Origin of the sequence: Bacillus cereus group sp. RP32 (assembly GCF_040459735.1) — a bacterium.
In the GTDB taxonomy this organism is placed as follows: domain Bacteria; phylum Bacillota; class Bacilli; order Bacillales; family Bacillaceae_G; genus Bacillus_A; species Bacillus_A wiedmannii.
This window is the reverse complement of sequence record NZ_JARVHO010000001.1, coordinates 5,104,166-5,128,261: the sequence shown is the minus strand read 5'-3', so window position 1 is coordinate 5,128,261 and position 24,096 is coordinate 5,104,166. Positions and strand designations below refer to the sequence as shown.

Below are 24,096 nucleotides of genomic sequence, written 5' to 3'. Positions count from 1 at the left end.
TGAGGAATCGTCTATGGATCATCATTCCTACACAACGGAAGAAGTAGCGAAGCGATTAAAGGTATCAAAATTAACTGTATACGATCTAATTAAAAAAGGAGAACTTCCTTCTTATAGAATTGGTAGACAGATGCGCATTGATGCAACAGATTTAGAACAATATATAAAGCAAATGAAAACAGGGAAAATACAAGGTACTCCTGTAAAGAGCGAAGATAGTAGGGGCTTGGATACATGTATTATTAGCGGGCAAGAACTAACGTTAGATATGTTGGCAAAACGTATAGAAAATCGTCTGCCAAGTTCAAATATATTAAGGGCATATCAAGGTAGTTTAACGAGTTTAGTAAAAATGTATCAAGGAGAAGGAAATATCGTTAGCTTGCATTTGTTTGATGGAGAAACAGGTACATATAATGTTCCGTATGTAAAACGTATTTTAGTGGGACAACCATGTACGATGATTAATTTATTAGCAAGAAACGTTGGGTTTTATGTGCAAAAGGGAAATCCGAAAAATATAAAAACATGGGCTGATTTATCTCAATCATCTATACGATTTGTAAATCGAGAAAAAGGTTCTGGCATTAGGGTGTTAGTGGATGAACAATTGCGCATTCAAAAATTAAATAAAGAGCGTATTAGTGGATATGAATGGGAAGAGTCGAATCATCTTGGTGTTGCCACGCAAGTCGCAAATGGAAAAGCTGACGTAGGAGTAGGTTCAGAAAAGTTTTCACAGATTGTAAATGTAGACTTTATTCCAATCATGAAAGAACAGTATGATTTAGTGATTTTGAAGAATAAAGAAAATGAAGAGCTGATCGAAGTCGTGAAAGATATTCTGCAATCGGAAGAATTTCATAATGAATTAAAAGCGATTGGCGGATACGATATGACGAAAACAGGTCAAGTTATATATGAAATAAAGTGAAACTTTAATCAGTGGGGGTTTTCTTCATCCCCCACTGATTATTAGCCTTCACCAATCGGACTTTTATGGGCAGTTGATCCCCCACCTAACTTCTTTGCTTTCGCTGAATTTTGAGGTGGGGGTCTTACTGCCCATTAAAGCGGGACAAACTAAAAAGCTGCTTGTCTATGAGACGAGCAGCTTTTTCTATATATAAAGGGGTTTGGGGAAACAAAGTGTTAAACAAGACCTTGAGCAAGTGTGTAAATGAAAGCTGTAAGAAGAGTAGCTCCACTTGCAAGTCCGAAGAAATCTGATTTGTTAAATGTAATGTTGTTCATTATAATCTCTCCTTATTTATTTAATGTAGTTGCAACAGCTTTTGCATCGACAAGTGCGGATAGCACCATGCCCATTGTATTTAAAAATTTGTTTGATTTCATTTTGTTCATCATGCGTATCCGCTCCTTTTCGAATTGTTGTTGCCCTGCTTTATGTCTTAATTATAGGAAATATGATCGCCTGCAACTATCGAATTAGCTTACGGGAGACTTACATTTTTGTAAGAAAAAAAGACATTCATGTAAGAATGTCTTTTAAAGCATATTGATATGATGATGCTCTTCAATTGTTTTTAAAAAGCTACGCATTGAATTCGTCATATAACTATCTTTACGGCGTATGAAAACCGTTGAAATACTACCATATTTTTCAGGGATTGCATGACAATGTACTTTACCAGCTTTAGAAAGATGGTGGACAGCAGACTGTGGTACGAGTGTAATTCCAAGGCCGAGTGCAACACTGTTTAATATCGTTTCTAATATATTAAATTCCATAATTCTTTTTGGGAGCAAACCTTCATCTTTAAGCCATCGTTCTAGTTTGGAACGGTATCCACATCCTTGGTTAAAAACGAGTAGGGGCGTTGTTGTAAATTCTTCTATATGAAAAGCTTTATTTTGTGTTACAAGCATTAATTTTTCTGTACTAACATCGTATTGTTCAATTAGTGGGTGTTTAATAGGCCCTGATATAAAGGCACCATCTAATTGATGATCAAGTACTTCTCTAATCAATGCTTCTGTTAGACCCGCTTGTAATGATAAATCGACATTCGGATAGCGTTTATAGTAAGAAGATAAAATGGTAGGTAATGTACTTACTGTTTCGACTGTACCGATTTTTAATATGCCAGAGGGAGTTTCACTATCTAAAAATACTTGTTTTAGCTCGTCAACATCTTGCAAAATTTTATTAACATAAACGAGCATTTTTCTTCCTTCAGCTGTTAAAGTCATGCCTCGTTTATGACGATAAAAGAGCGGTGTTTTTAGTTCGTTCTCTAGTTGTTTAATACGTGCAGTTACATTTGATTGTACGTAATTTAATTCCTTTGCTGCGCCGCTTACACTACCTTTGTCGGCAACGTTCTGGAAGATTTGTAAATCTCTTAATTCCATAATGTGATCCTCCTTGATGTTAACTATCATTATAAATGATAGTTAACATCATTTTGAATCATTTTACGTGATATATTTTTTCTTTTACAATTCTCTTTGTGCAAATAGAAAGAAGTGGGGGATTGTGGTGAAAAAAGGTCAAATGATAATAGGGGCTTTAGCATGTTTAATTGCAAGTATGTCGTGGGGAGCAATGTTTCCGGTTGCTGATCATGCGCTAGAATACATAGATCCATTTTATTTTTCGCTTATTCGCTATGGAGCAGTGGCGATCGTACTGATTGTATTGTTGTTAATGAAAGAAGGAAAACAGGCATTTCGTTTAGAGGGAAGAGGAAAGTTACTCGTCTTTTTCGGAACGATGGCGTTTACTGTATATAATGTACTTATATTTTTAGGTCAAATGTTAATGGGAAAATCAGGTGTGATGGTAGCCTCCATTATGGAAGCACTGATGCCGATGATTTCTATTTGTATTCTATGGGGATATAAGCATGTAAAACCGAAAAAGTATATGATAACGAGCATGATTATCGCTTTTGTAGGGGCTGTATTCGTTATTACGAAAGGTGATATGAGTTTCTTTTTAACATTGAAAGATAACATGTTTTCGCTGGCCTTTATATTTGTTGGAGTTGTAGGTTGGGTTATTTATACGATGGGTGGTCAAACGTGTAGCGATTGGTCAACATTACGTTATTCTACGTTGACGTGTGTATTCGGTACGACTGTCACAGGGATTATAACTGTAATCATTACATGGTTTGGATACGTATCGGTTCCGAGTATGGGAACGATTTCTATCGTGAAATATGATTTATTGTTTATGATGACATTACCAGGTATCGTAGCGTTACTTGCTTGGAACTATGGTGTGAAAGTTTTATCGTCCATTAATGGGATTTTATTTATTAATTTTGTACCAATCACGACTTTAGTTATTATGATGATGCAAGGATATCGAATAACAATGTTTGATATTATAGGGACTTTACTTGTTATTGCAGCACTTATTCGCAATAACGTTTGTCAGAGAAAAGAAGAAAATATAAACAAGCGAAGTTTACAAGAAGAGCAATTACGTCAAGCTGTTTAATAGGCAATTGGAGGATTTCACATGTTAGAAAGTTTATTGTTTTTCTTCGCCGTCGGAGTTGCCTGCGAGCTTGCAGCAATTAACCGAAATGGTCGTAAAAAGATAAAACAACAAGCTGAGCTGATACAGCTTTTAAAAGAATTGAAAGAAAGAAAAATGTAAAAAGACGACCGGGCATAGACGGTCGTCTTTTTCTATATAAAGGGGAAAGGGGACACAAAGTTATACAAGCGTAGCAGCGTAAATAAAAGCAGTAAGAAGAAGAGAACTACTAGCTAATCCTAAAAAATCTAATTTGTTAAAAGTGATGTTATTCATGATGCATTCTCCTTACTTGTTTAATGTAGAAGCAACAGATTTTGCATCGATTAGAGCGGAAAATAACATGCCCACTGTATCTAAAAAATTGTTTGATTTCATTTTGTTCATCATATGAATCCGCTCCTTTTCGAATAGTTGTTGTTTCTTTCTGACTTAATTGTATGAAATATTTGGGGAAGTAACTATCGAATTAGCTTACAAGAAAATTATACTTTTGTAAGAATTGAAATGTAACAATTAATACTTAAAATTATTACCAACTCCTAAAACTTAGTGTTATAATCGTTATAAGAAAATGATTATAATTCGGATATTCAGAAAGGAACGAAACAAATGTATAAACCAATTACATTTTTGTTGAAATATATATTTAAAACAGCTGGGAAAGTAGAAGTGCAAGGAAGAGAAAAGTTACCAGAAGGTGGCCCATATGTTGTTGCATGTACACATACAAGTTTTATGGATGTATTAATGTTAGCCACAGGGATGTACCCGACCCAAATTCATTACATGGCAAAAAAAGAGTTATTTGAAGGGAAGTTCAAAAATTGGTTCTTTAAAAATGTGAATGCATTCCCTGTAGATCGTGCGAATCCAGGACCGAGTACACTCAAAATTCCGTCACGCCTATTAAAAGAAGGGAAAGTAGTAGGGATTTTTCCGAGTGGGACACGATCAACAGAAGACGTTTCATTAAAAGCTGGGGCTGTTACGATTGCATTGCGTTCTAATGTCCCGTTAGTACCGGCAGCTTATGTTGGTCCATCAAGTGTGAAAGAATTAATAAAAGGGAAAAAGGCACAATTAATTTTTGGCGACCCAATTCAAATTGATGCTGAAGAACAAATAGATCGAAAGATAGCTATGAAAATGATGACAGATCAATTAAATGAGAAATTTGATGAGCTAAAGGAAACTTTGCAATCAAATCAAAAGTAAGAAAAGACGACCGGGCATAGACGGTCGTCTTTTCTATTACTATTTATAATAAAGGGGAAAGGGGACACAAAAGTTATACAAGCGTAGCGGCGTAAATAAAAGCAGTAAGAAGAAGAGAGCCACTAGCTAGTCCTAAAAAATCTAATTTGTTAAAAGTGATGTTATTCATCATACATTCTCCTTACTTGTTTAATGTAGAAGCAACAACTTTAGCATCGATTAGAGCGGAAAATACCATGCCCATTGTATTTAAAAAATTGTTTGATTTCATTTTGTTCATCATATGAATCCGCTCCCTTTCGAATAGTTGTTGTCCTGTTTCTGACTTAATTGTATGAAATATTGAGGAGAGTAACTATCGAATTAGCTTACAGGAAAATTACACTTTTGTAAGAAAAACGAATGAAGGTGTAATGATGAGAAAGTTTGACATATGTTCGTGGAATTCATTAAGTTAAAAGTAGAGGTGAGTGTATGGCCAATATTAAAGATATTGCAAAGATGGCGGGAGTTTCAGTTACAACTGTTTCGAGAGTGTTGAATGATCACCCATATGTAAGTGAAGAAAAAAGGAAAGCGGTTAAGGAGATAGTTGAGAAGTTGAATTACTCACAAAACGCAAATGCCGTTCATTTATCAAAAGGGAAAACGAATATTGTTGGTGTAATTTTACCGTATATTAATCATCCATGTTTTGATGCGATGGTGGGCGGGATGATGGAGGTGGCGTTAGCTCATAATTACAGAGTGCTGCTTTGCCAAACGAATTATAATAAAAAAGAAGAAATGAAAAGTTTACATATGTTAAAAACAAAACAATTGGATGGCCTTATTATTTGTTCTCGTGCGAATGATTGGGAAACGATAGAGCCGTATGCTTCCTATGGGACAATCGTTGCTTGTGAAGATAATGATATTTCAAATATCTCAAGTGTATATACGAATCATTCGGCAGCTTTTCAATTAGGAATGGATTATTTGATTGAGAAAAGTTATAAAAAAATTGGTTATTGTACGGGGAGGAAATTAGGTCCGAGTAGTCAAAAGCGTTTTGATGTTTATAAACAGCAATTGCAATCTATAGATGAAGAAGTGAATGAAGAATGGATTTTTACAGAATGTTTTACATTAGAAGATGGTGTGAAAGTGGCTCGTAAATTAAAGGGGATGCAGCATCTTCCCGAAGCATTAATAGTAGCAGGAGATGAAGTTGCGATTGGGGTTATGACAGAAGCTGAAAAATTAGGTATTCAAGTTCCTGAGGATTTAGCGATTATTGGCTTTGATAATCAACCTATTTCGCAAGTGTTACAACTTACAACCATTGATCAAAATTTAAAGGAGATAGGTAAAAAGGCTTTTGAAATGTTTTATAGGCAAATAAGTGGTGAGAGTTCTAAACAAGAAAAGGAGGAAATTCCATACGAACTTGTGGAACGCTCTACCGTTTAGCTTTAATCCGTTATATGTAAATCACATAACGGATTATTTTTTTGAAATATCTTTGACAGGAAACGCGTTTCATACTTTATAAAGGAGTTACACCGGTCTGTAATAATCCATGGATTCTTTTCAAAATAGTATTTGGAGGGATATGCATGAATGAACTTTTATTGAGTATGAAAAAGTATATAGAAGATGATGAAAAGGTTTTGGCTTTTGTCGTAGGGATATTTGAGAAGGATAATTTTACGCTATCGTATCAACATGGGATTTTTGCTGCTACTACTAGACGTCTTCTCTTTTATGGGAAATTTCCATACTATCCTGCAACATTTAAAGATTATTCATATTTGCATATAGATAGCATAGATTTTCGTCCGCATTTCGAATGTGCTTGTAATCATGAAACCCTTCGAGCTAAGTATATTCAGAAGGGGAATGTGGAGCGATTTGTCCGTACAGTGAGAGCGAATATGAATAATTAATCACCCCTTTGTTTAAACATAATATCTCGATCTTTAAGAGTAAAAATGCACAATAAAAACAACTTCTAAACCTCTAGGAGATAGTGATACAATGTCAAATGGGGGGAGGTATGAACTATGGTTAATCAACGTATAAAGGAAATAACACTAATTACAATTGGTTCATTATTATTCGCAATTGGTATTAATTACTTTGCAATTCCAAACCGTTTATCAGAGGGTGGAATTATTGGTTTAACGGTTGTTACGTACTATTTATTTGATTGGTCACCGGGGATTGTAAACTTTGCTATAAATGCAATTTTACTAGCTATTGGTTATAAATTTTTTGATAAGAAAACGATGGTTTATACAATCTTAGGGATTGTAGAAACATCCTTGTTTTTATATGTTACGGAACACATTGAGTATCATGTAAATAGTGATACGTTATTAGCAGCTCTATTCGCTGGCTTATTTGTCGGTGTCGGATTAGGCTGTATGTTCAAAGCTGGAGGTACATCAGGAGGATCGGCAATTTTAGCTCGGTTAGCCAATCAATATTTAGGGTGGAGCGTTGGTAAAGGCGTACTTATTATTGATATTGTGGTAATTGCTGGTTCTGTATTTATAATAGGGCAAGAAAAAGCAATGTACACACTTGTTGCAGTATTCATCGGAGCGAAAGTGATTGATTTCATTGTAGAAGGAATGGATACAAAAACAGCTGTTACAATCATTTCAAATCAACCGGATTTAATCCGTGAAACTATTACGAAAAACATGACACGCGGTGTCACTGTATTAGAAGGACGCGGCGGATATACTGGTAAAAATAAAGAAGTGTTATATGTTGTTATAAATAAACAAGAGCTTGTTAAGTTAAAGCAGGTTATTAGTCGAGTAGATGAAGATGCTTTCGTTGTTATTCATGATGTACGCGATGTACTTGGCGGTGGCTTTAAAGCGAGCTAAAAGGTGAACGAGTAAATTCGTTCACCTTTTTTAATTCTTACAATAATGTAAGTGTAATGTAATGAGATTCAATAGTAGATTTTATTCCTTCTTTTTAAAATGGATGTATATATATCCTGCAGAGGAGGAAGATTGATTATGAAGAAAAAAATGATCACTACTATAATAGCGATGATAGTGATAGTAGTAATGTTACTGCCTACGAAACTTGGACCAGTTATCGATAAATATAATCCACTTTATAAGACAAAAGAATACTATACGGTCGTGAATACAATTGGTCAGCATATTGGTGATGAGTGGTATGAATTTATTGCATTTGACGAACGTGGAAGAGAACAAAAAATAAAGAAGACTGTTAAGCATATGTTAAAGAGAGATGAAGCGTTAAAGGTGTATGCAAAAGGACGCTACGGAGAGGCGATTGAAGAAATTGAAGCTGTAAATATTCCTATTAATGCGAAGAGTAAACTTTTAACGATGAGATAGCAGATTATACCCCCACCTATTTTTTGTCGAAAATAAAAATACTAGGTAGGGGTATTTTAGGGTTCATGAAAGAGCCTTAGTCCATATGGACTAAGGATCTTTTTGTTATATAAAGGGGAAGGGGGTACATTGTAGTAGCATGAGTGAAAGGTATAAGAAGAGTAGCTACTAGCAATGTAATTTGGTTATGTGAGTGTTCTTCTTATTTGGCTTGCTTTCTAACTTTAGTGTACGAGATATAGGTAAGAGAAACTATCGAATTACATTACACATAGCTTACAAACATGTAAGTCTTCTGTAATGTAATTCGATGGTTAAAAGATAGTGAATTTCATATAGTGTAATTAGAAAGTCTCACTGTATTACTTTCTGTTTGTAATATTAATGAAGAATGAAAAACCAACTACTTTTTAATAGCCCTCATCTGTATTTAGATGAGGCTCTTTTTATAAACCTTACAACATTGTAAGGTTTACGTAAGTTAATTCGATAGTAAATTTGTCATATTTTTTGCATAATAGATACAAATAGATAAAATAATTAGGGATATAGTAAGAAGGGAGAAAACTGGGATGCGTAAAGAAGAAGTAGTGAAGTTTCCAATTAAAGATTTCTGTAGCTACTTTACTGTTGCCGTAGTATGTATTGGATTATTTGATATCATAACAAACTTAATTGTTAAATAATATAGATGATAAAACAAGAAGGGAGATCCTTTCTTGTTTTTTTTATGGGGGAATAAAGATGAAATGGATTGATAGTCATATACATGTTGACCAATATAAGGATGAAGAAAAAAGTAGATTACTTAAAGATGTGGAACATAGTAAAGAGATACAGGGGCTTATCGCGGTATCTATGAATTATCAATCATGTAAAGAAACTTTATCTTTAGCAAAGCGATATCCTTTTGTACATCCAGCAATAGGTTTTCATCCGGAGCAACCGATTCATAAAGAAGAATGTGAGCAAATTTATAAATTAATTGAAGAGCATGTAGAAGACATAGTTGCGATTGGTGAAGTAGGCTTACCGTATTATTTAAGAAAAGAAGATGAGCGTATTACTATCAAATCATATATATCAGTGTTACAACGATTTGTTGAACTAGCTAGTAAATATGATTTACCCATTATATTGCATGCAGTGTATGAAGATGCTGATATTGTATGTGATTTACTAGAGAAATATAAAGTTTCATGTGCACACTTTCATTGGTTTAAAGGAAGTGAAACAACAATGAAACGGATGATGAGGAACGGTTATTATATTTCTATCACACCAGATGTTTTACATAAGGACAAAATTAGAAAAATTGTTTCGTATTATCCACTTGAATATATGATGGTAGAAACAGATGGACCGTGGGAATTTCACGAGGATGTTATGACGCATCCGAGAATGATTCGAGAGGTATTAAAGGAAATTAGTGTTATAAAAAACGTATCTGTTAATAAGGTTGCGAAAACGATATATGAAAATACGATTCAATTTTATTTGAAAGGATAGGAGTGTTACTCTTATCCTTTTTATTATGAAAATAACCAATGGGTTATTAATAACATGCCACGTTTTAGTTTAAGTTAAAAAAACCACCAAGCAAAATGCTTGGTGGTTTTGTATTAAGATTCTAATTTTTTCCCACGTCTTAATAACAATAGAAAGACAATGATGAAGAAACCAAGTATAAGGAAGAATCCATATTGTTTTATATAATCCATTACATCGCTTGCGCTGGTTGGTTTTTCAACGTGAATGCCGTCTTTATTAGTAGTAATATGAATATCTTGCATTTTCACTTCATTTGCTTCTTTTTGTAAATCAATCCATTCTATATTTGGAATGCTTTCTAGATCCTTTAATACTTCTTTTAATGGTTTCACACCTAAGTAAGGATGATAGAATGCACCAATAACTCCATCGGATAATTTAGCAACGGATACAGCATTTTCTTTCATTTTAGCAATAGCGTGTGGTTTATCTTCTTCGATAAATCCAACTGTTTCAGGCATTAATTTCACGCCATGTAAAAATGATGGTGTACTTCTGTATGCTGGAGAGTGCATGGATTTCCAAGTTGTATCACTTAATTGTAGTTGTCCTACATAAGTTGAAAAGTACCTGGATAATATTTCATATCCTTTTTGAGACATCGTGTAATGAGGTGCTTCAAAAGCGACAGGATACAGTTTGGCATCTACAAGTTCTTGAATGCCTTTTTCAATATGCTCAGTCGTATATTTTTCTTCAAACTCTTCCCCTTTTTTTACATATGCATTATATGCTTCGATATTAGGAAAGTCATCTTTTGTTTTTGGTTTTTCATGCTTCGGTTGACGAATTGGTTGATCTGTTTTTACGTCCCAAAATTCAAAACCCTCCCCAGTTTCACTGTCATAAAATTGGTGCGTATAACCATGCATAATAATTGCTGCACCATCATCTTGCATAGAGCGTAAAAGATCGACTAGTTCGGGTTTATCTTTTAAATGCAGTGTTTTACCTGTATCTGGATCTGTATATACAGGAATAACAGTAATCATGTAGGGAATCTTTTTCTCTTTTAGTAATTCAGCAATTTCTTTTAATTGATTTGTATCTGCGGCTGGATGAACATCCTCAAGACGTAAATAAGTCTCTACTTTATTTGTCGTTGGCTTTTGACCAAAGTAAGAAAATAACATTTCGCCGACATAATGAGATATCCAGTCAAAGAGATTTGACGTTGCAACGTAATAAGATGTTTCGTGCCGAACGATTAGTGGGCTTTTGCTATTTGAGCTTAAAGCGTTAGCAAGAACAGTTCCGTTTGTATCAAAAGATTGAACCAATCGTTCCTCTTCTAAAGTGTTTTTTAGTTTATTACTTGGATATTCGATTTTATTAACTCGTATATCATCAGCCTTTAGGGTAATGAAAGAAAAGCGATTAGATAATTGTTCAACATTTTGTCCTAAAACTAATACTGGACCTGAGAAATTTTCTAGAAGTTGCTTTGTTTCAATAGGAAACTCCTCTTTTTGTTCACCGATATAAACGATATGTGTATAAGAAGATGGATTAGTAATTTCATTAGCCCTTTTTAAACTTTTCGTAGTTATATCGTTTGTAAAATGTCCTAATTGGGTATTAAGGATTTGAATATTATTTGTAATTTTATCGTCTTGTGTACTGTATAAAACAAGTACTTTTGGTTGTGATGATGTTTGTGCAGAGGTGTGGATAGGGATAAGTAGTAAAACGCTGAACAAGAGTATTATGCACTTTTTCATTTGGTCTGCTCCTATTCTATATGTAGAGTTCAATTTACAATTATATACAAAAAATACGTTGTAGTCTATGAAAGTTACATTTTTGTACGTATTTACCAGCTGTTTTTTCACAAAATCGGTCTAAAGCATGATGATAATATATATAGTTATTTGCTATGATAAAAGAGTAAGAGAATGATAGAATGTGGGTAATTGTAAAGGGAAGAAGGCTGAAAGGGGACAAATTTCAGCGGAGAAAGAGGTAGTGGTAGTGAAGAAATTCTTTGTAGGATTTTTAGTTGTTCTTGGGGTGTATTTATATTTCCAAGGAAAGTCTGAAGGAATGGGCAAGTTAGTGAATGAGACAAGCTATGTTGACTCAGAAGAAGCAAAACAGATGAAACAAATTATTATAGAGGAAGCAAAGAAAGTCAATCTTCCAGAATGGATACCTCTTACAATTGCCGAACATGAAAGCCGGTTAAATCCAAGAAGTGTTGGAGATAACGGAACTTCATTCGGATTGTTTCAATTGCACCGTGGCGGTGGCCTTGCACCAGATCATTTAACTGATGAAGAGTTGAAAGATCCGCGCATAAATGCACAAATTGCAATGCCGCATTTAATGAAAGGATATAAGCGTGGGGTGCAAAAAGGTTTGACTGATTTTGCATTACTAAAATATGTAGCAAATACATCTGGATGGCCAGGGAATTTAGGGCCGGAGTGGACGGATAATAATATGAAGTATAACGTCGGGTTAGAAGATGTGTACTATCGAAATAAAGGTGTAATTAAAGAGTAGGTTTTTGAGACCTACTCTATTTTTTTGTGGATAATCGCGTCGTTTTGTTTTGTGAAATACTCCGCTAGTTGTATTTTCACTTCTTCTAGTTTTGTGGAAACTTGTGGTATTTTATATCCTACATATAACGGTGAAACGACAAATCTAGGAACAACTTTACAAATGATTTTTCCGTTTGTGTGATAGAAGAATAAGTTATAACTACTACATCCTTTATGGAAATCTGTCAGTATGTAACGTACAGTTTGCTGAATATAATTTGCCAGTTCATCTATGCATTCAACATCTTCAATGATGATATTAAATTCAGTAAAACCGATAATAGGGCGATCTGAAATATTGAGTTCAATGCGTTCGTTTTTTTGTACAATGACTCCTCGGAAGTTGTCCTGTTCTACGTTACCGAGATAGTCTACATATTTCATTCCGATAATCTGCATGTGTGCATGATGCAAACTCCCGCCTGAGAATGGACCGTGATTTTTGTATAAAATCACAGATGTGAATTCTTCATTCTTCTGTAAGTCTAACCAATGTTTAATGGAGAAACGAATTAGCGATCTCATATGTTCTTCTGTATATGTTGCAATGTGGTCTTTACAATTATCGGTTTCGATTAGCACCGTTTGAAATGTATCTTTTAATGTAGGGAATTTGTTTTTCAGCCAAATAATTGAGCCCTCAGTTGCTAAAATATCCGTTAAATTTTCTCTGTCACAAAAAGGACATGCAGCGCTTCTATTCCGAATGCTTTCTGGTTTTTGTTTGCCAATATCGTTTAAAAAGTATAGTTGTTGTGTATCCATTTGTATATATGCCCCTTTAAAATATGTGTAAAAATCCCGCTTAATACATTCGGGAAAAGGAGAAGGAAATCCTTTAAAAGGAATGGGAAAAATAAAAGACAAGATATCCTCATTAAGATAGGGTACCTTGTCTTTTATTTGTTCTTTAATAATGTGTATGGATAATATAGATTATTTTTATTGTGCTTCTTTTTTCTATTTTTTATTGTGTATAAGGAAATTGCTGTACTTGCGATTACAATAATGGCTTTCTTCATATTCATTTACCCCTTTTTTATTGTTGGTTTAATTCTTGGCTAACTGCTTTTGCATCAACTAGAGCGTGTAAAATCATTTTTACCATGTTCATCATATTCCTTCACTCCTTTTTATAGTTCGTTTAGTTCTTTTACAACTGCTTGTCCGTTCACTAATACCTCAAAGATTGCTTTCACAATTTCTTTCATCATGATTGTTTCCTCCTTTTGTTGTCTCTCTTGTTTAAATCTTTATTGTATAGGGAGGCATCTTTTCGTACTATCGCTTTCCATTACGTGAACATAACAGTTTTGTAAGATTTGATGTCACTTATTGAAATGTTTAGTCTATCTTCATTATTTTCAGAAAAATGACTATTCAAACATGAAATGGGAAAGTATAATAAAGAAGTAAGTATTAAATTCCGTACGAAAGAGGTGAATGAGATGAAACGTTCTTTAGCTGCACGTGCCAAATTTTTAGATTATATCTATTTTTGTCGTGCGATTTTTCATGATGTAGTTGTTAACGGGATACGTCTGTCCTTTTTTAACAACTGCATAGTAGCTATTGAACGATAGAAATCTCTTCACCCATTTTTAATAAACGTGTGAAAAGGGAGCTATTTGGCTTCCTTTTTCTATGTCGAAAACCATGGGGAATGTTTCTTTCCCATGGTTTTTTATATTGAAAGGAGTACGGAAAATGACAATTTGTAGTGTAAATAATGTAACGAAATCTTTTGGTGGAAACATCATATTTGAAAATATATCGCTTGAAATAAAGAATGGTGAACGTGTTGGATTAGTTGGTCGTAACGGTAGTGGGAAGACAACAATCTTTCAGCTTCTAACTGGAATGGAAAGTTTGGATGCAGGAGCCATTCATATGAAGAAAGGTACACGTATTGGTCATGTGGCACAAATTCCGAAATTTGATGAGGGTATGACTGTATATGATGTATTGAGTTCCGCTTTTAAAACAGAAAAGGAATTAGAAAGAGAAATGCGTGCTTTAGAAAAAAATATGGCGGAAGAACGGGAACCATCTGCTTTACAAAAATTAATGGAGAGATACGGAGTAATCCAAGAAAAGTTTGCGTTTCTTGGTGGTTATGAAATAGAAGCGAACCTGATGAAGGTAGCAAATGGTCTACAGGTGACAGAACTATTTCCACGATCATTTTTGGAGTTAAGTGGTGGGGAACAAACAAAGGTAAGTCTTGCATACATGCTATTGCAGAAACCAGATTTACTTCTATTAGATGAACCAACCAATCATTTAGACTTATTTGCCGTAGAGTGGCTAGAGCAATTTTTAAAAGAATACAATGGAACAGTTATGGTCATTTCACATGATCGCTATTTCCTTGATGAAGTTGTAACGAAGATTTTTGATTTAGAAGATGGAGAGATTCACGTGTATCATACGAACTATTCTCAGTTTGTTGACGAAAAGGAAGAACGGTTGCTTCAGGAGTTTCAGGCTTATCAAGAACAGCAAAAGAAAATAAAGAAAATGAAAGAAGCAATTAAGCGACTACGTGAATGGGCAAATCAGGCGAATCCTCCGAATGAAGGATTGCATAAGAGAGCGAGAAGTATGGAACGTGCACTGGAACGTATAGAGAAACTAAAGAAACCTATTTTAGAACGAAAACAAATGGGGCTTCAGTTTGAAGGGCAAGAGAGAAGTGGGAAAGACGTTGTTTTAATGAAAGAAGTGAGTAAAGGTTTTGCTGGCCATCCTTTATTTAACGAAGCGAATTTACATGTTCGTTTTCAAGAGCGTGCGGCGATCGTTGGCCGTAATGGTACAGGAAAGACAACGCTACTAAAGTTATTATTAGAAGAAATAAAACCAGACGCTGGAGAAATTCGAATTGGTAGTAGTGTGAAAATCGGTTATTTATCACAGCATGCGTACGGAAATATGAAGAGTAATGTATTAGAGGCTTTCAGGGAATATGTAGCTGTAACAGAGGGAGAAGCGAGACATATATTAGCTAAGTTTTTATTTTATGGTCCAGCGGTGTTTAAGAAAGTAACGCAACTGAGCGGTGGAGAAAAAATGAGATTAAGACTTGCGCAACTTATGTATCAAGATATCAATTTTTTAATTTTAGATGAGCCGACAAACCATCTCGACATTGAATCAAGGGAAGTTTTAGAGGAAGCTCTTGAGCAATATAATGGGACGATTTTAGCTGTTTCACATGATCGTTATTTTTTAAATAAGTTATTTGAAAAGACGTATTGGATTGATGAGCATAAATTATTTGAGTTTGCAGGGAACTACGCATGGGCTCGTCAAAAGTGGGAAGAAAAGCTCGAGAAACAAGTAATAAAGCAGCAACGCCAAGGAAGAAAAAGTATGGCAACAGCTCCTGTAAAAAAGAAAGAAGTTAGGAATGTTGAGGATATTGAAACGGAGTTAATGCATGTAGAAGAAGATATATATATGCTTGAGTGTAAGATGGAACATGTAGTTGATGTTGAAATGCTTGAACAATTGTATGAAGAAAAAACGAAGAAAGAGTTGTTACGAGCGGAGTTATATAATGAGTTAGAGAATATTGTGGGGTGAAAAGTAGAAAGCGAATCCCTTCAGCTTTGCTGAAGGGATTTGCTTTTTTATACTGATATTTTACTTTAAGAAAAAAATAAAAATTGTGTTTCACGTGAAACAGTAAATTTGATACATCTGTGTTCCGTAATTTGCATAGATTGTAAAACATAAATGATATTAGTTTTTTTGATCGGTTACTTATTTCCCGAGACATAAGTATGTGTAACAGCGAATCAGGATTGAAAATAAAAAAACAGAGTTACAGTTTTACACGCTGAACTCTGTTTTCTTTTTGTGTGGTATCTTCCCTTGTTGAAATGATAATAGCGATCCCGAGCATAATAAAAAAAGCTAAAAAGAGGACGAACTTTGGGAAGAATGGGAATAGTAATAGAGCCCCGACTATCATAATTGTTAATAATACGTAGTGCAGGACGTATTGGAATAGGTTGTCCATGTTTTCGCCCCCTTTTTGGTAATTGGTTATTAGTAGTCTATGTTTCATATGGAACGAATAGAAGTGAATTTTTAATTTTTTAATAAGAAATAAAAGAGAGTGATTGACATGCTTAAAGGAATGGAATAATCTTGAAAATAATTCATACTATTTTTATAGGAAAAATAAAGATAGTTACAGAAAGGGGGCCTATGTTCCTACATCTTTAAAAATTAGGAAGGTAAAGGTGAGAGTGCAATGAAAAATGTTTTTAAAGGAGCACTTGCTACATTTCTTAGTGTGTCAGTATTACTAGCCGGATGTGGTCATGAGGAAGCAAGTACAAATGAAGCCGGGAACGTACCAAAAGTAAAAGATGAATTTATTAAGGCGAGCGACAAAGCAAAAAGTCCTATAAAAGTAAATGAAAGAAAAGATACTTTTGTAGTTGGAATGCCGAGTCCTGGAGGGATATTCCTTCCGCACTTTATGGAGAATGGATGGGATGGTAATATAACGCAAGCTATCTTCGCGCCCCTTGTTGGGCTGGATAAGGAAGGAAAGCCAATTCCAATATTAGCGAAAAAGTGGGAGATTTCGGAGGATCAGCTTACATATACATTCCATTTGAAAGATGATTTAAAGTTTAGTGATGGTTCACCGTTAACTGTAGATGATGTAGCATTTACATTAACGTTATTACATGATCCAACTTATAGTGGTGCGACTGATATAAGCCAAACAGCAATAAAAGGTGGGCAAGCTTATAAAGAAGGAAAGGCAACCTCTATTGAAGGAATTCAAATCATTGATCCGAAAACAATTACGATTACGACTGAAAAGGTAAATGCTCAAACATTATCATTAATCGGTGGAGAAGTTATATCTAAAGCTTATTATGGGAGAGAGTATAGACAAGGACACTTGGAGTACTTAAAAGAGTTATATGGAAAGCCGGTGGGAGCAGGAGCTTATAAATTGGATAAATATATTCCTGGTCAAGAGGTTCGATTTGTAGCAAATGAAAATTATTTTGAAGGAAAACCGAAGATTGAGCACTTTATTTATAAAATTACAAAGGGTGATACGAAGTTACAACAATTTCAAGCAGGAGAAGTAGATTATGATGGTTTTACGACAAACGTGGAGACCATTGAGCAATTAAAAGATTTAGGTTTTGCTAATATTAATGTGTATACAGGAAGCTCTTATGGCTACATTAAAATGAATTATAAGAAGCCATACTTTAAAGATAAACGTGTCCGCCAAGCATTTATTTACGGATTAGAGCGTCAAAAGGTTATTGATACGTATTTCCAAGGATATGCGTCACTCGTTAATGTACCGATTACGCCAGTTTCATGGGCGTATACAGAAGAGGGCATTAATAAATATGAGTATAATTTAGAGAAGGCGAAGAAATTACTGGATGAGGCTGGATGGAAAGCGGGTTCGGATGGAATTCGTGAAAAAGATGGACAAAAATTGAAAGTAAGTTATTTTGCCTCATCAGCAAGTAAAATAAATGATGTAATGATTCCTGTGATGAAAGAAGATTATAAAAAGTTGGGTGTAGAGTTTAACCCAGAATATATGGACTTTAATACGATGATTTCAAAAGTGATAAAAGGTGATTATGATTTAGCGATGGTATCTACGCCAATGATTGATGATCCGAGCGGAACGATTGAAGAGTTTGTTTCAACAAGTAAACGAAATTATGATGGATATTATAATCCGAAAGTAGATGAATTAGCTAAGCAAGCATTAGAAACGTTGGATATTGAAAAGCGAAAAGAAATTTATAAAAAGTTATATCAAGAATTAAGCGAAGACCCGCCTGTAATCTTCTTGAATAATAGCAAAGTGGTGTCTGCACATAATGCACGAATTCAAGGATTACAAGAAGATAACTATAACGGTATTTTATTAAGTTTACCTAAATTAAAGATAGAATAATAATTTTGAAAAAATTCTAAAAATATTTATTTAGAAAGAATTGACAAAATATAACGGACGATATAAGCTAATAACCATAAAGTCTACCGGAAAGGTCGGAATAGGATTGTTACCCCTCAAAAACATTTATTTTTTTACGATTAAAACCGACTTTTCCGATTGGCTATAAAATGTTGCTGTGGGGGGCATACATAAGGCAAGCAATTCATAAGGTTTAATTATTAAAAAAGTTAGGGTGGGGATAATGAAGAAAAAGACAAAAAAATGGGCTGGTGTATTTTCAGTATTATTGAGTAGTTCGCTTGTGTTATCTGCTTGTGGGGGACAGGAAGATACGGCTTCTACAGAACCGGTAAAAAAGCAGGATTTAAAAGACGCTAAGATTGAATCAATCCCAGCTACAGATAAAAAGAAAAGTCCAGAGAAAGCAAATCAGCGAAAAGATACTTTTATTACAGCCATTTCTAAGCCAGGGGGAGTTTTCCTTCCGTATTTTCAAGATAATGGTTGGGATGGAAATGTAACATCTGTTATTTTTGCGTCATTAGTAACAACAGACAAACAAAGTAAACCTATTCCGGATCTTGCAGAAAAATGGGATATTTCTGCTGACCAGTTAACATATACATTCCATTTACGTAAAAATCTAAAATTTAGTGATGGTTCGCCTTTAACGGCGGAGGACGTAGCATTTACATTAACACTACTTCATGATAAAGCGTATGAAGGTGGAATGGATATTGCTCAGTATGCTGTTAAAGGTGGAAAAGAATATAAAGAAGGAAAAACAACTTCTATTGAAGGAATTCAAGTTGTTGATCCACAGACAATTAAAATTACAACTGAAAAAGTTAATTCACAGGCGCTAACTAATTTAGGTGGCCCAGTGCTATCAAAAGCTTATTATGGAAAAGATTATAAACAAAATACAAGTTTAGACTATTTAAAAGCATTATATGGGCAACCAATTGCAGCGGGTCCATATAAATTTGAAAAATATGTTCCAGGTCAAGAAGTACGCTTTGTTGCTAATGAAAATTATTATGCAGGTAAACCAAAAATCAAAAACTTTATTTACAAAATCACATCAGGTGATACTGGATTCCAATTATTCCAAACAGGTGAACTGGACTATAGTGGATTTAGAGCAAATCCTGAGAATATAGACCAATTAAAAGGATTAGGTTTTGCAAATATTAATCTTGAGTCATCAAGTGATATTGCTTATATCTATGTAAATAATAAGAAATCGTATTTGAAAGATAAGAAGGTACGTCAAGCACTTACTTATGGATTAGACCGTAAGAAGTATGTGGATACAGCTTTACAAGGATATGGATCTGTTGCTAACGTACCAATTGCGCCAGTTTCATGGGCATATACAGAAGAAGGTATTAATAAATATCCACACGACGTAGAAAAGGCTAAAAAATTATTGGATGAGGCTGGTTGGAAAGTAGGTTCTGACGGGGTTCGTGAAAAAGATGGTCAAAAACTAAAATTAACATACTACGCATCAAATACAGGTAAAACAAATGATATCTTTATTCCAATTGCAAAAGAAAGTTACAAAGAAATCGGTGTTGAATTAAATCCAGAGTTGATGGACTTTAATACGATGCTTTCAAAAGTAGGAAAAGGTGACTACGATTTAGCGGCAGTTTCAACACCAGGAATTAGTGATCCAAGTGAAGTTGTAAGTGATTACTTATCAACTAATCCAAAAAGTGATACGGGTTATAACAACCCGAAAGTAGATGACTTGATTGTAAAAGGTATAGGGACGACAGATATTGAAAAACGTAAAGCAATTTATAAAGAACTGTATAAAGAGTTAAGTGATGATCCACCAGTTATTTTATTAAACTATCGTAAACTACTTTATGCTCATAATGCACGTATAAAAGGAATTGATCCAGAAAATTACGATAGCATTAGTTCCAACTTACCAGTGTTATCTATTGAACAATAAGGGTTGACCTAAATAATAGAAGGCGTTTTTTCATACAGCGATGGGATAGTAGCTGTTTTGAAAAAATGTTCTTCTATTTTTAAGTAAATAGGATTGGGGAGACAAAAGGTGAAAACATATATCATTCGTAGGTTCCTTCAAATGATCCCTACATTGTTTGGTACATCTATTATTATTTTTTTCTTATTTGCACTTTTGCCGGGGGATTATATTGATTCAAATCCTAAGTTAACACCAGAGAGAGCTCAAGAGTTAAGGGAATTGTATGGCTTAAACAAACCAATTATTGAAAGATATTTTCAATGGTTAGTGAATGCTTTGCATGGTGATTTTGGATTTTCTCTACAGTATCAAGAACCTGTAACTTCATTACTTAATAAATTTATTTGGAATACATTTATCGTTGCTGTTGCAGCTTTATTTTTCACTTGGATTATTGCTCTTATTATTGGGGTTATTTCTGCAACAAAGCAGCACTCTTGGTTTGATAGATTGGTAACAATCGGTGTCTTTGCAGCAATGTCATTTCCATCATTCTTTATCGGATTATTTTTAATTAAATTATTAGCAGTTGATTTAAAGTTATTACCTATTGGTGGCATGATTGATATTGGAAGTAACTCAACAGGAATAGCATACATATTAGAAGTATTACGTCATATGATTCTACCTGTATTTATTTTAACGCTTCTTGGTGTAGGATCATTAACACGATATTTTAGAACTAGCATGTTGGATGTTGTTAGGCAAGATTATATTCGTACTGCTCGTGCAAAAGGTTTAAAAGAAAGAACCGTTATTTATAAACATGCATTGAAAAATGCAATTTTGCCAGCAATTACATTACTTGCTTTTGAATTACCTGGTTTATTTTCAGGAGCGATTATTATTGAACAGATTTTTAATTGGCCAGGGATTGGGAGTATTCAATTAGAAGCATTAAACTTCCGTGATTATACGGTATTAATGGCCTTTACAATGTTTCTTTCTTGTTTAACAATTATGGCTAATTTCTTAGCTGATATTGTATATGCGTTTGTTGATCCAAGAATTCGATTGAAGTAAGGGGGGGGAAAGATATGGAGACTATTACACCAATAATAGAGAAAAAGAAAGAACGAAAAAAGAGAAATGAATCATCACCATGGCGTCAAGCGTATAAAAAAATTAAGAAAAATAAGATGGCACTGTGTGGCTTATACGTTTTAATATTTATGTTTTTATTTAGTTTTATCGGTCCAATCTTTTCGCCGTATGCTGATGGGAAAGTACAAGTAACACAAATTAATAAACCACCCAGCCTGTCACATTGGCTTGGAACAGACCAGTTGGGACGGGATATTTTAACTAGACTTATGCAAGCAGGGCGTATTTCATTAACAATTGGTTTAGCGTCGATGCTATTATCCGTTATACTAGGAGCTTTATTAGGAGCAATTGCTGGTTTTTATCGAGGAGTTGTAGATCATTTAATTATGCGTGTTGCGGATGTGTTAATGTCCATTCCGGGATTACCGCTACTTATTATAATGGGAGCAATTTTATCAGAATGGAAATTACCATCGGAATACCGTTTATATGTTGTAATGATTATTTTAAGTTTAGTAGGATGGCCAGGACTTGCCCGGCTTGTGAGAGGACAAATTTTAACATTGCGGGAGCAAGCCTTTATGCAAGCAGCAGATGTATTAGGATTAAAGGATTCTCGGAAAATTATTCATCATTTAATTCCTAACGTCTTTCCGTTGCTTATTGTTGTAGCAACTTTGGGTGTTGCAGGTTCAATTTTGAGTGAATCCGCGCTAAGTTACTTAGGTCTCGGCGTCGTCCCACCTACACCATCATGGGGGAATATGATTAGCGCAGCTAACTCATTAATTGATTTCCAAAAGCGGCCGTGGTTATGGATTCCGCCTGGTTTCGCAATCTTTATAACAGTTGTATCAATTAATTTACTTGGTGATGCACTTCGTGATGCGTTAGATCCAAAGATGAGACGGTAGGTGAGAAGGTATGAGTAAAGCGGTAGTAGAGCTGAAAGACTTACAAACACACTTTCAGACAGAAGAAGGAACAGTAAAGGCTGTGAATCATGTTAGTTTTACAGTTCGAGAAGGTGAAACGGTTTGTGTTGTAGGCGAATCGGGTTGCGGGAAAAGTGTAACAGCTTTATCTATTATGGGACTTATTGCTGAATCAGGCAGTGTAGTAGGTGGAGATATCTTATATGAAGGAAAAAGTCTTTTAGGAATGAAAGAGAAAGAGCTTCGTAGTTTACGAGGAAATGATATTGCGATGATTTTCCAAGAACCGATGACATCGCTAAATCCTGTCTTCACTGTAGGTGAACAAATTGTAGAGACGTTAAGAGAGCATGAATTACTTAGCAAAAATGAAGCGTATAAGAAGGCAATTGAGTTAATTCGTAAAGTTGGTATAGCTCGTGCGGATGAAATCGTCCATTCTTATCCGCACGAACTGAGTGGTGGCATGTTACAACGTATTATGATTGCTGTTGCACTTAGTTGTAATCCGAAGTTATTAATTGCGGATGAACCGACAACGGCTCTTGATGTTACGATTCAAGCTCAAATATTAGACTTATTAAGACAAGTAAAAGAAGAATTTAAAACATCCATTTTATTAATTACACATGATTTAGGCGTTGTAGCTGAGATGGCTGATTACGTTGTCGTTATGTATGGCGGGAAAGTTATTGAAGAGGCACCAGTACTAGAAATATTCCAAAATCCGAAACACCCGTATACGAAAGGGTTGTTGAAATCAAAACCAGTGATGGGAAAACGAATAGATAAATTATATTCTATTCCAGGGCAGGTTCCTAATTTAGTTGGTTTGGATGAATTTTGCTACTTTAGCGGTCGTTGTGAGCATTGTATGGAAATATGTAAAGAAGAAGCGCCAAATCTGAATGTACATGATGAGAATCATAAAGTAGCTTGCTGGTTATATGAGGAGCGTGCGGGACAATGAGTGAACCATTATTAGAAGTAAAAAACTTAAAAACATATTTCCCAATTAAAGGCGGCATATTTAGTAGAACGATTGGACATGTGAAAGCAGTTGATGGAGTAAGTTTTACTATTAATAAAGGCGAAGTGTTCGGTCTCGTTGGTGAATCAGGAAGCGGAAAAACGACGATAGGAAAAACAATTTTACGTCTCGTTCAAAAAACGGAGGGAGAAGTGAAGTTTAAAGGACACGATGTTCATTCTCTATCAAAAGAGGAATTGAGAAAACATCGTCCTAATATGCAGCTTGTGTTTCAAGATCCATTTAGCTCATTAAATCCGAGAATGAGGATTGGAGAAGCACTTGGCGAGCCGATGTTGGCTCACGGACTAGCGACGAAAGAAAATGTTCGTGAAAAAGTGACAGAAGTATTAGAGTTATGTGGCTTAGCCCCATATCATATTGACCGGTATCCTCATGAGTTTTCTGGTGGACAACGTCAGCGTATCGTTATCGCAAGAGCTATGGTATTAAATCCGGAATTTATAGTAGCTGACGAACCTGTGGCAGCACTAGATGTATCTATTCAAGCACAGATCATTAATTTATTTAGTGAGTTACAGGAGAAAAAGGGACTATCTTATTTGTTCATTTCTCATGATTTAAGCGTAGTAGAGCACTTATGTACGAAAATTGGAATTATGTATTTAGGAACGATTGTGGAAACAGCGCCGCGTGATGCGTTATTTACGAACCCACTGCATCCGTATACAAAAGCATTGTTATCAGCTGTGCCAATACCAGATCCAACAGTGAAGCGAGAGCGGATTATACTAGAGGGTGATATTCCAAGTCCAGCAAATCCACCTTCGGGTTGTCGCTTTCATACACGTTGCCCGTTTGCAACAGATATTTGTAAACAAACGGTACCAGAATTCCGTAATGTTGGTGAAGAGCATTTTGTTGCTTGTCATCATGTATAAAAG

General features: G+C 34.8%; 26 protein-coding genes. 18 read left to right on the top strand and 8 right to left on the bottom strand.

What is annotated here, in order from left to right:
- The first annotated feature begins 13 nt into the window (after nt 1–13).
- Complete coding sequence (locus tag QCI46_RS26310; protein ID WP_141499227.1) at nt 14–934, top strand: helix-turn-helix transcriptional regulator; 921 nt, start codon at nt 14–16, stop codon at nt 932–934.
- A gap of 218 nt (nt 935–1,152) precedes the next feature.
- Here QCI46_RS26310 and QCI46_RS26305 read toward each other — a convergent pair whose 3' ends face one another.
- Together QCI46_RS26305 and QCI46_RS26300 are read right to left on the bottom strand one after the other, a co-directional pair.
- Complete coding sequence (locus tag QCI46_RS26305; protein ID WP_001060013.1) at nt 1,153–1,254, bottom strand: DUF3948 family protein; 102 nt, start codon at nt 1,252–1,254, stop codon at nt 1,153–1,155.
- Nucleotides 1,255–1,509: 255 nt separating this feature from the next.
- The gene (locus QCI46_RS26300) at nt 1,510–2,376 is read right to left on the bottom strand and encodes a LysR family transcriptional regulator (RefSeq protein WP_048542928.1); all 867 of its coding nucleotides are present in this window, start codon (nt 2,374–2,376) and stop codon (nt 1,510–1,512) included.
- 127 nt (nt 2,377–2,503) lie between these two features.
- Here QCI46_RS26300 and QCI46_RS26295 point away from each other — a divergent pair, with 127 nt between their 5' ends.
- Complete coding sequence (locus QCI46_RS26295) at nt 2,504–3,472, top strand: DMT family transporter (protein WP_353841772.1); 969 nt, start codon at nt 2,504–2,506, stop codon at nt 3,470–3,472.
- A 21-nt stretch (nt 3,473–3,493) separates the two neighbouring features.
- Nucleotides 3,494–3,634 (top strand): YrzO family protein, encoded by a 141-nt coding sequence (locus tag QCI46_RS26290; RefSeq protein WP_000894064.1) that lies wholly within the window; start codon nt 3,494–3,496, stop codon nt 3,632–3,634.
- Between the two features lie 60 nt (nt 3,635–3,694).
- Here the strand turns inward: QCI46_RS26290 and QCI46_RS26285 are convergent, their stop codons facing one another.
- On the bottom strand, nt 3,695–3,790 hold the full coding sequence (locus QCI46_RS26285) for a DUF3948 family protein (protein ID WP_001060011.1): 96 nt from the start codon (nt 3,788–3,790) through the stop codon (nt 3,695–3,697).
- Between the two features lie 336 nt (nt 3,791–4,126).
- On the opposite strand from QCI46_RS26285, the gene QCI46_RS26280 reads away from it, so the two are divergent.
- The gene (locus tag QCI46_RS26280; protein ID WP_353841771.1) at nt 4,127–4,732 is read left to right on the top strand and encodes a lysophospholipid acyltransferase family protein; all 606 of its coding nucleotides are present in this window, start codon (nt 4,127–4,129) and stop codon (nt 4,730–4,732) included.
- Between the two features lie 73 nt (nt 4,733–4,805).
- Here the strand turns inward: QCI46_RS26280 and QCI46_RS26275 are convergent, their stop codons facing one another.
- A complete protein-coding gene (locus QCI46_RS26275; RefSeq protein WP_001060007.1) occupies nt 4,806–4,901 on the bottom strand; it encodes a DUF3948 family protein in 96 nt (31 codons plus the stop codon).
- Nucleotides 4,902–5,206: 305 nt separating this feature from the next.
- Between QCI46_RS26275 and QCI46_RS26270 the strand changes: the two genes are divergently transcribed.
- From QCI46_RS26270 to QCI46_RS26250, 5 genes are all read left to right on the top strand, one after another.
- On the top strand, nt 5,207–6,184 hold the full coding sequence (locus QCI46_RS26270) for a LacI family DNA-binding transcriptional regulator (RefSeq protein ID WP_353841770.1): 978 nt from the start codon (nt 5,207–5,209) through the stop codon (nt 6,182–6,184).
- Nucleotides 6,185–6,330: 146 nt separating this feature from the next.
- On the top strand, nt 6,331–6,660 hold the full coding sequence (locus QCI46_RS26265) for a PH domain-containing protein (RefSeq protein WP_353841769.1): 330 nt from the start codon (nt 6,331–6,333) through the stop codon (nt 6,658–6,660).
- Nucleotides 6,661–6,777: 117 nt separating this feature from the next.
- Nucleotides 6,778–7,614 (top strand): YitT family protein, encoded by an 837-nt coding sequence (locus QCI46_RS26260; protein WP_000248044.1) that lies wholly within the window; start codon nt 6,778–6,780, stop codon nt 7,612–7,614.
- Nucleotides 7,615–7,752: 138 nt separating this feature from the next.
- On the top strand, nt 7,753–8,103 hold the full coding sequence (locus QCI46_RS26255) for a YxeA family protein (RefSeq protein WP_353841768.1): 351 nt from the start codon (nt 7,753–7,755) through the stop codon (nt 8,101–8,103).
- 744 nt (nt 8,104–8,847) lie between these two features.
- A complete protein-coding gene (locus tag QCI46_RS26250) occupies nt 8,848–9,612 on the top strand; it encodes a TatD family hydrolase (protein WP_088609482.1) in 765 nt (254 codons plus the stop codon).
- 113 nt (nt 9,613–9,725) lie between these two features.
- Here the strand turns inward: QCI46_RS26250 and QCI46_RS26245 are convergent, their stop codons facing one another.
- Nucleotides 9,726–11,375, bottom strand: a complete 1,650-nt coding sequence (locus tag QCI46_RS26245; RefSeq protein ID WP_353841767.1) for a DUF2334 domain-containing protein — start codon at nt 11,373–11,375, stop codon at nt 9,726–9,728.
- Nucleotides 11,376–11,625: 250 nt separating this feature from the next.
- Between QCI46_RS26245 and QCI46_RS26240 the strand changes: the two genes are divergently transcribed.
- Complete coding sequence (locus QCI46_RS26240) at nt 11,626–12,159, top strand: transglycosylase SLT domain-containing protein (protein ID WP_064474425.1); 534 nt, start codon at nt 11,626–11,628, stop codon at nt 12,157–12,159.
- A gap of 11 nt (nt 12,160–12,170) precedes the next feature.
- Here the strand turns inward: QCI46_RS26240 and QCI46_RS26235 are convergent, their stop codons facing one another.
- Together QCI46_RS26235 and QCI46_RS26230 are read right to left on the bottom strand one after the other, a co-directional pair.
- Entirely contained in the window at nt 12,171–12,965 is a 795-nt protein-coding gene (locus QCI46_RS26235) for a DUF4931 domain-containing protein (RefSeq protein ID WP_483299024.1), read from the bottom strand.
- 134 nt (nt 12,966–13,099) lie between these two features.
- Nucleotides 13,100–13,228 carry a spore coat protein B gene (locus QCI46_RS26230; RefSeq protein ID WP_353841765.1) on the bottom strand — a complete coding sequence of 43 codons (129 nt, stop codon included), beginning with the start codon at nt 13,226–13,228 and terminating at the stop codon, nt 13,100–13,102.
- Nucleotides 13,229–13,648: 420 nt separating this feature from the next.
- Here QCI46_RS26230 and QCI46_RS26225 point away from each other — a divergent pair, with 420 nt between their 5' ends.
- A complete protein-coding gene (locus tag QCI46_RS26225) occupies nt 13,649–13,783 on the top strand; it encodes an RAxF-45 family protein (RefSeq protein ID WP_046956655.1) in 135 nt (44 codons plus the stop codon).
- Nucleotides 13,784–13,907: 124 nt separating this feature from the next.
- Complete coding sequence (abc-f, locus tag QCI46_RS26220; RefSeq protein ID WP_353841764.1) at nt 13,908–15,788, top strand: ribosomal protection-like ABC-F family protein; 1,881 nt, start codon at nt 13,908–13,910, stop codon at nt 15,786–15,788.
- A 241-nt stretch (nt 15,789–16,029) separates the two neighbouring features.
- Here the strand turns inward: abc-f and QCI46_RS26215 are convergent, their stop codons facing one another.
- Complete coding sequence (locus QCI46_RS26215) at nt 16,030–16,227, bottom strand: hypothetical protein (RefSeq protein ID WP_000369258.1); 198 nt, start codon at nt 16,225–16,227, stop codon at nt 16,030–16,032.
- Nucleotides 16,228–16,464: 237 nt separating this feature from the next.
- Here QCI46_RS26215 and QCI46_RS26210 point away from each other — a divergent pair, with 237 nt between their 5' ends.
- From QCI46_RS26210 to QCI46_RS26185, 6 genes are all read left to right on the top strand, one after another.
- Entirely contained in the window at nt 16,465–18,165 is a 1,701-nt protein-coding gene (locus QCI46_RS26210; protein WP_353841763.1) for an ABC transporter substrate-binding protein, read from the top strand.
- 244 nt (nt 18,166–18,409) lie between these two features.
- Nucleotides 18,410–20,137, top strand: coding sequence for an ABC transporter substrate-binding protein (locus tag QCI46_RS26205; RefSeq protein WP_353841762.1), 1,728 nt, complete (start codon nt 18,410–18,412; stop codon nt 20,135–20,137).
- Between the two features lie 108 nt (nt 20,138–20,245).
- Complete coding sequence (locus tag QCI46_RS26200; protein ID WP_353841761.1) at nt 20,246–21,202, top strand: ABC transporter permease; 957 nt, start codon at nt 20,246–20,248, stop codon at nt 21,200–21,202.
- A 14-nt stretch (nt 21,203–21,216) separates the two neighbouring features.
- On the top strand, nt 21,217–22,140 hold the full coding sequence (opp4C, locus tag QCI46_RS26195) for an oligopeptide ABC transporter permease (RefSeq protein WP_000447957.1): 924 nt from the start codon (nt 21,217–21,219) through the stop codon (nt 22,138–22,140).
- A 10-nt stretch (nt 22,141–22,150) separates the two neighbouring features.
- Entirely contained in the window at nt 22,151–23,131 is a 981-nt protein-coding gene (locus QCI46_RS26190; protein WP_000030797.1) for an ABC transporter ATP-binding protein, read from the top strand.
- Entirely contained in the window at nt 23,128–24,093 is a 966-nt protein-coding gene (locus QCI46_RS26185) for an ABC transporter ATP-binding protein (RefSeq protein WP_353841760.1), read from the top strand. Before QCI46_RS26190 ends, QCI46_RS26185 begins: the two co-directional genes overlap by 4 nt.
- The last annotated feature ends 3 nt before the right edge of the window (nt 24,094–24,096 follow it).

Excerpts from the sequence above, each read along its gene's own strand:
- QCI46_RS26310 (WP_141499227.1), top strand. The coding sequence starts at position 14 with ATGGATCATCATTCCTACACAACGGAAGAAGTAGCGAAGCGATTAAAG.
- QCI46_RS26305 (WP_001060013.1), bottom strand. The coding sequence starts at position 1,254 with ATGAACAACATTACATTTAACAAATCAGATTTCTTCGGACTTGCAAGT.
- QCI46_RS26300 (WP_048542928.1), bottom strand. The coding sequence starts at position 2,376 with ATGGAATTAAGAGATTTACAAATCTTCCAGAACGTTGCCGACAAAGGT.
- QCI46_RS26290 (WP_000894064.1), top strand. The coding sequence starts at position 3,494 with ATGTTAGAAAGTTTATTGTTTTTCTTCGCCGTCGGAGTTGCCTGCGAG.
- QCI46_RS26285 (WP_001060011.1), bottom strand. The coding sequence starts at position 3,790 with ATGAATAACATCACTTTTAACAAATTAGATTTTTTAGGATTAGCTAGT.
- QCI46_RS26280 (WP_353841771.1), top strand. The coding sequence starts at position 4,127 with ATGTATAAACCAATTACATTTTTGTTGAAATATATATTTAAAACAGCT.
- QCI46_RS26275 (WP_001060007.1), bottom strand. The coding sequence starts at position 4,901 with ATGAATAACATCACTTTTAACAAATTAGATTTTTTAGGACTAGCTAGT.
- QCI46_RS26270 (WP_353841770.1), top strand. The coding sequence starts at position 5,207 with ATGGCCAATATTAAAGATATTGCAAAGATGGCGGGAGTTTCAGTTACA.
- QCI46_RS26265 (WP_353841769.1), top strand. The coding sequence starts at position 6,331 with ATGAATGAACTTTTATTGAGTATGAAAAAGTATATAGAAGATGATGAA.
- QCI46_RS26260 (WP_000248044.1), top strand. The coding sequence starts at position 6,778 with ATGGTTAATCAACGTATAAAGGAAATAACACTAATTACAATTGGTTCA.
- QCI46_RS26255 (WP_353841768.1), top strand. The coding sequence starts at position 7,753 with ATGAAGAAAAAAATGATCACTACTATAATAGCGATGATAGTGATAGTA.
- QCI46_RS26250 (WP_088609482.1), top strand. The coding sequence starts at position 8,848 with ATGAAATGGATTGATAGTCATATACATGTTGACCAATATAAGGATGAA.
- QCI46_RS26245 (WP_353841767.1), bottom strand. The coding sequence starts at position 11,375 with ATGAAAAAGTGCATAATACTCTTGTTCAGCGTTTTACTACTTATCCCT.
- QCI46_RS26235 (WP_483299024.1), bottom strand. The coding sequence starts at position 12,965 with ATGGATACACAACAACTATACTTTTTAAACGATATTGGCAAACAAAAA.
- QCI46_RS26230 (WP_353841765.1), bottom strand. The coding sequence starts at position 13,228 with ATGAATATGAAGAAAGCCATTATTGTAATCGCAAGTACAGCAATTTCC.
- QCI46_RS26225 (WP_046956655.1), top strand. The coding sequence starts at position 13,649 with ATGAAACGTTCTTTAGCTGCACGTGCCAAATTTTTAGATTATATCTAT.
- abc-f (WP_353841764.1), top strand. The coding sequence starts at position 13,908 with ATGACAATTTGTAGTGTAAATAATGTAACGAAATCTTTTGGTGGAAAC.
- QCI46_RS26215 (WP_000369258.1), bottom strand. The coding sequence starts at position 16,227 with ATGGACAACCTATTCCAATACGTCCTGCACTACGTATTATTAACAATT.
- QCI46_RS26210 (WP_353841763.1), top strand. The coding sequence starts at position 16,465 with ATGAAAAATGTTTTTAAAGGAGCACTTGCTACATTTCTTAGTGTGTCA.
- QCI46_RS26205 (WP_353841762.1), top strand. The coding sequence starts at position 18,410 with ATGAAGAAAAAGACAAAAAAATGGGCTGGTGTATTTTCAGTATTATTG.
- opp4C (WP_000447957.1), top strand. The coding sequence starts at position 21,217 with ATGGAGACTATTACACCAATAATAGAGAAAAAGAAAGAACGAAAAAAG.
- QCI46_RS26190 (WP_000030797.1), top strand. The coding sequence starts at position 22,151 with ATGAGTAAAGCGGTAGTAGAGCTGAAAGACTTACAAACACACTTTCAG.
- QCI46_RS26185 (WP_353841760.1), top strand. The coding sequence starts at position 23,128 with ATGAGTGAACCATTATTAGAAGTAAAAAACTTAAAAACATATTTCCCA.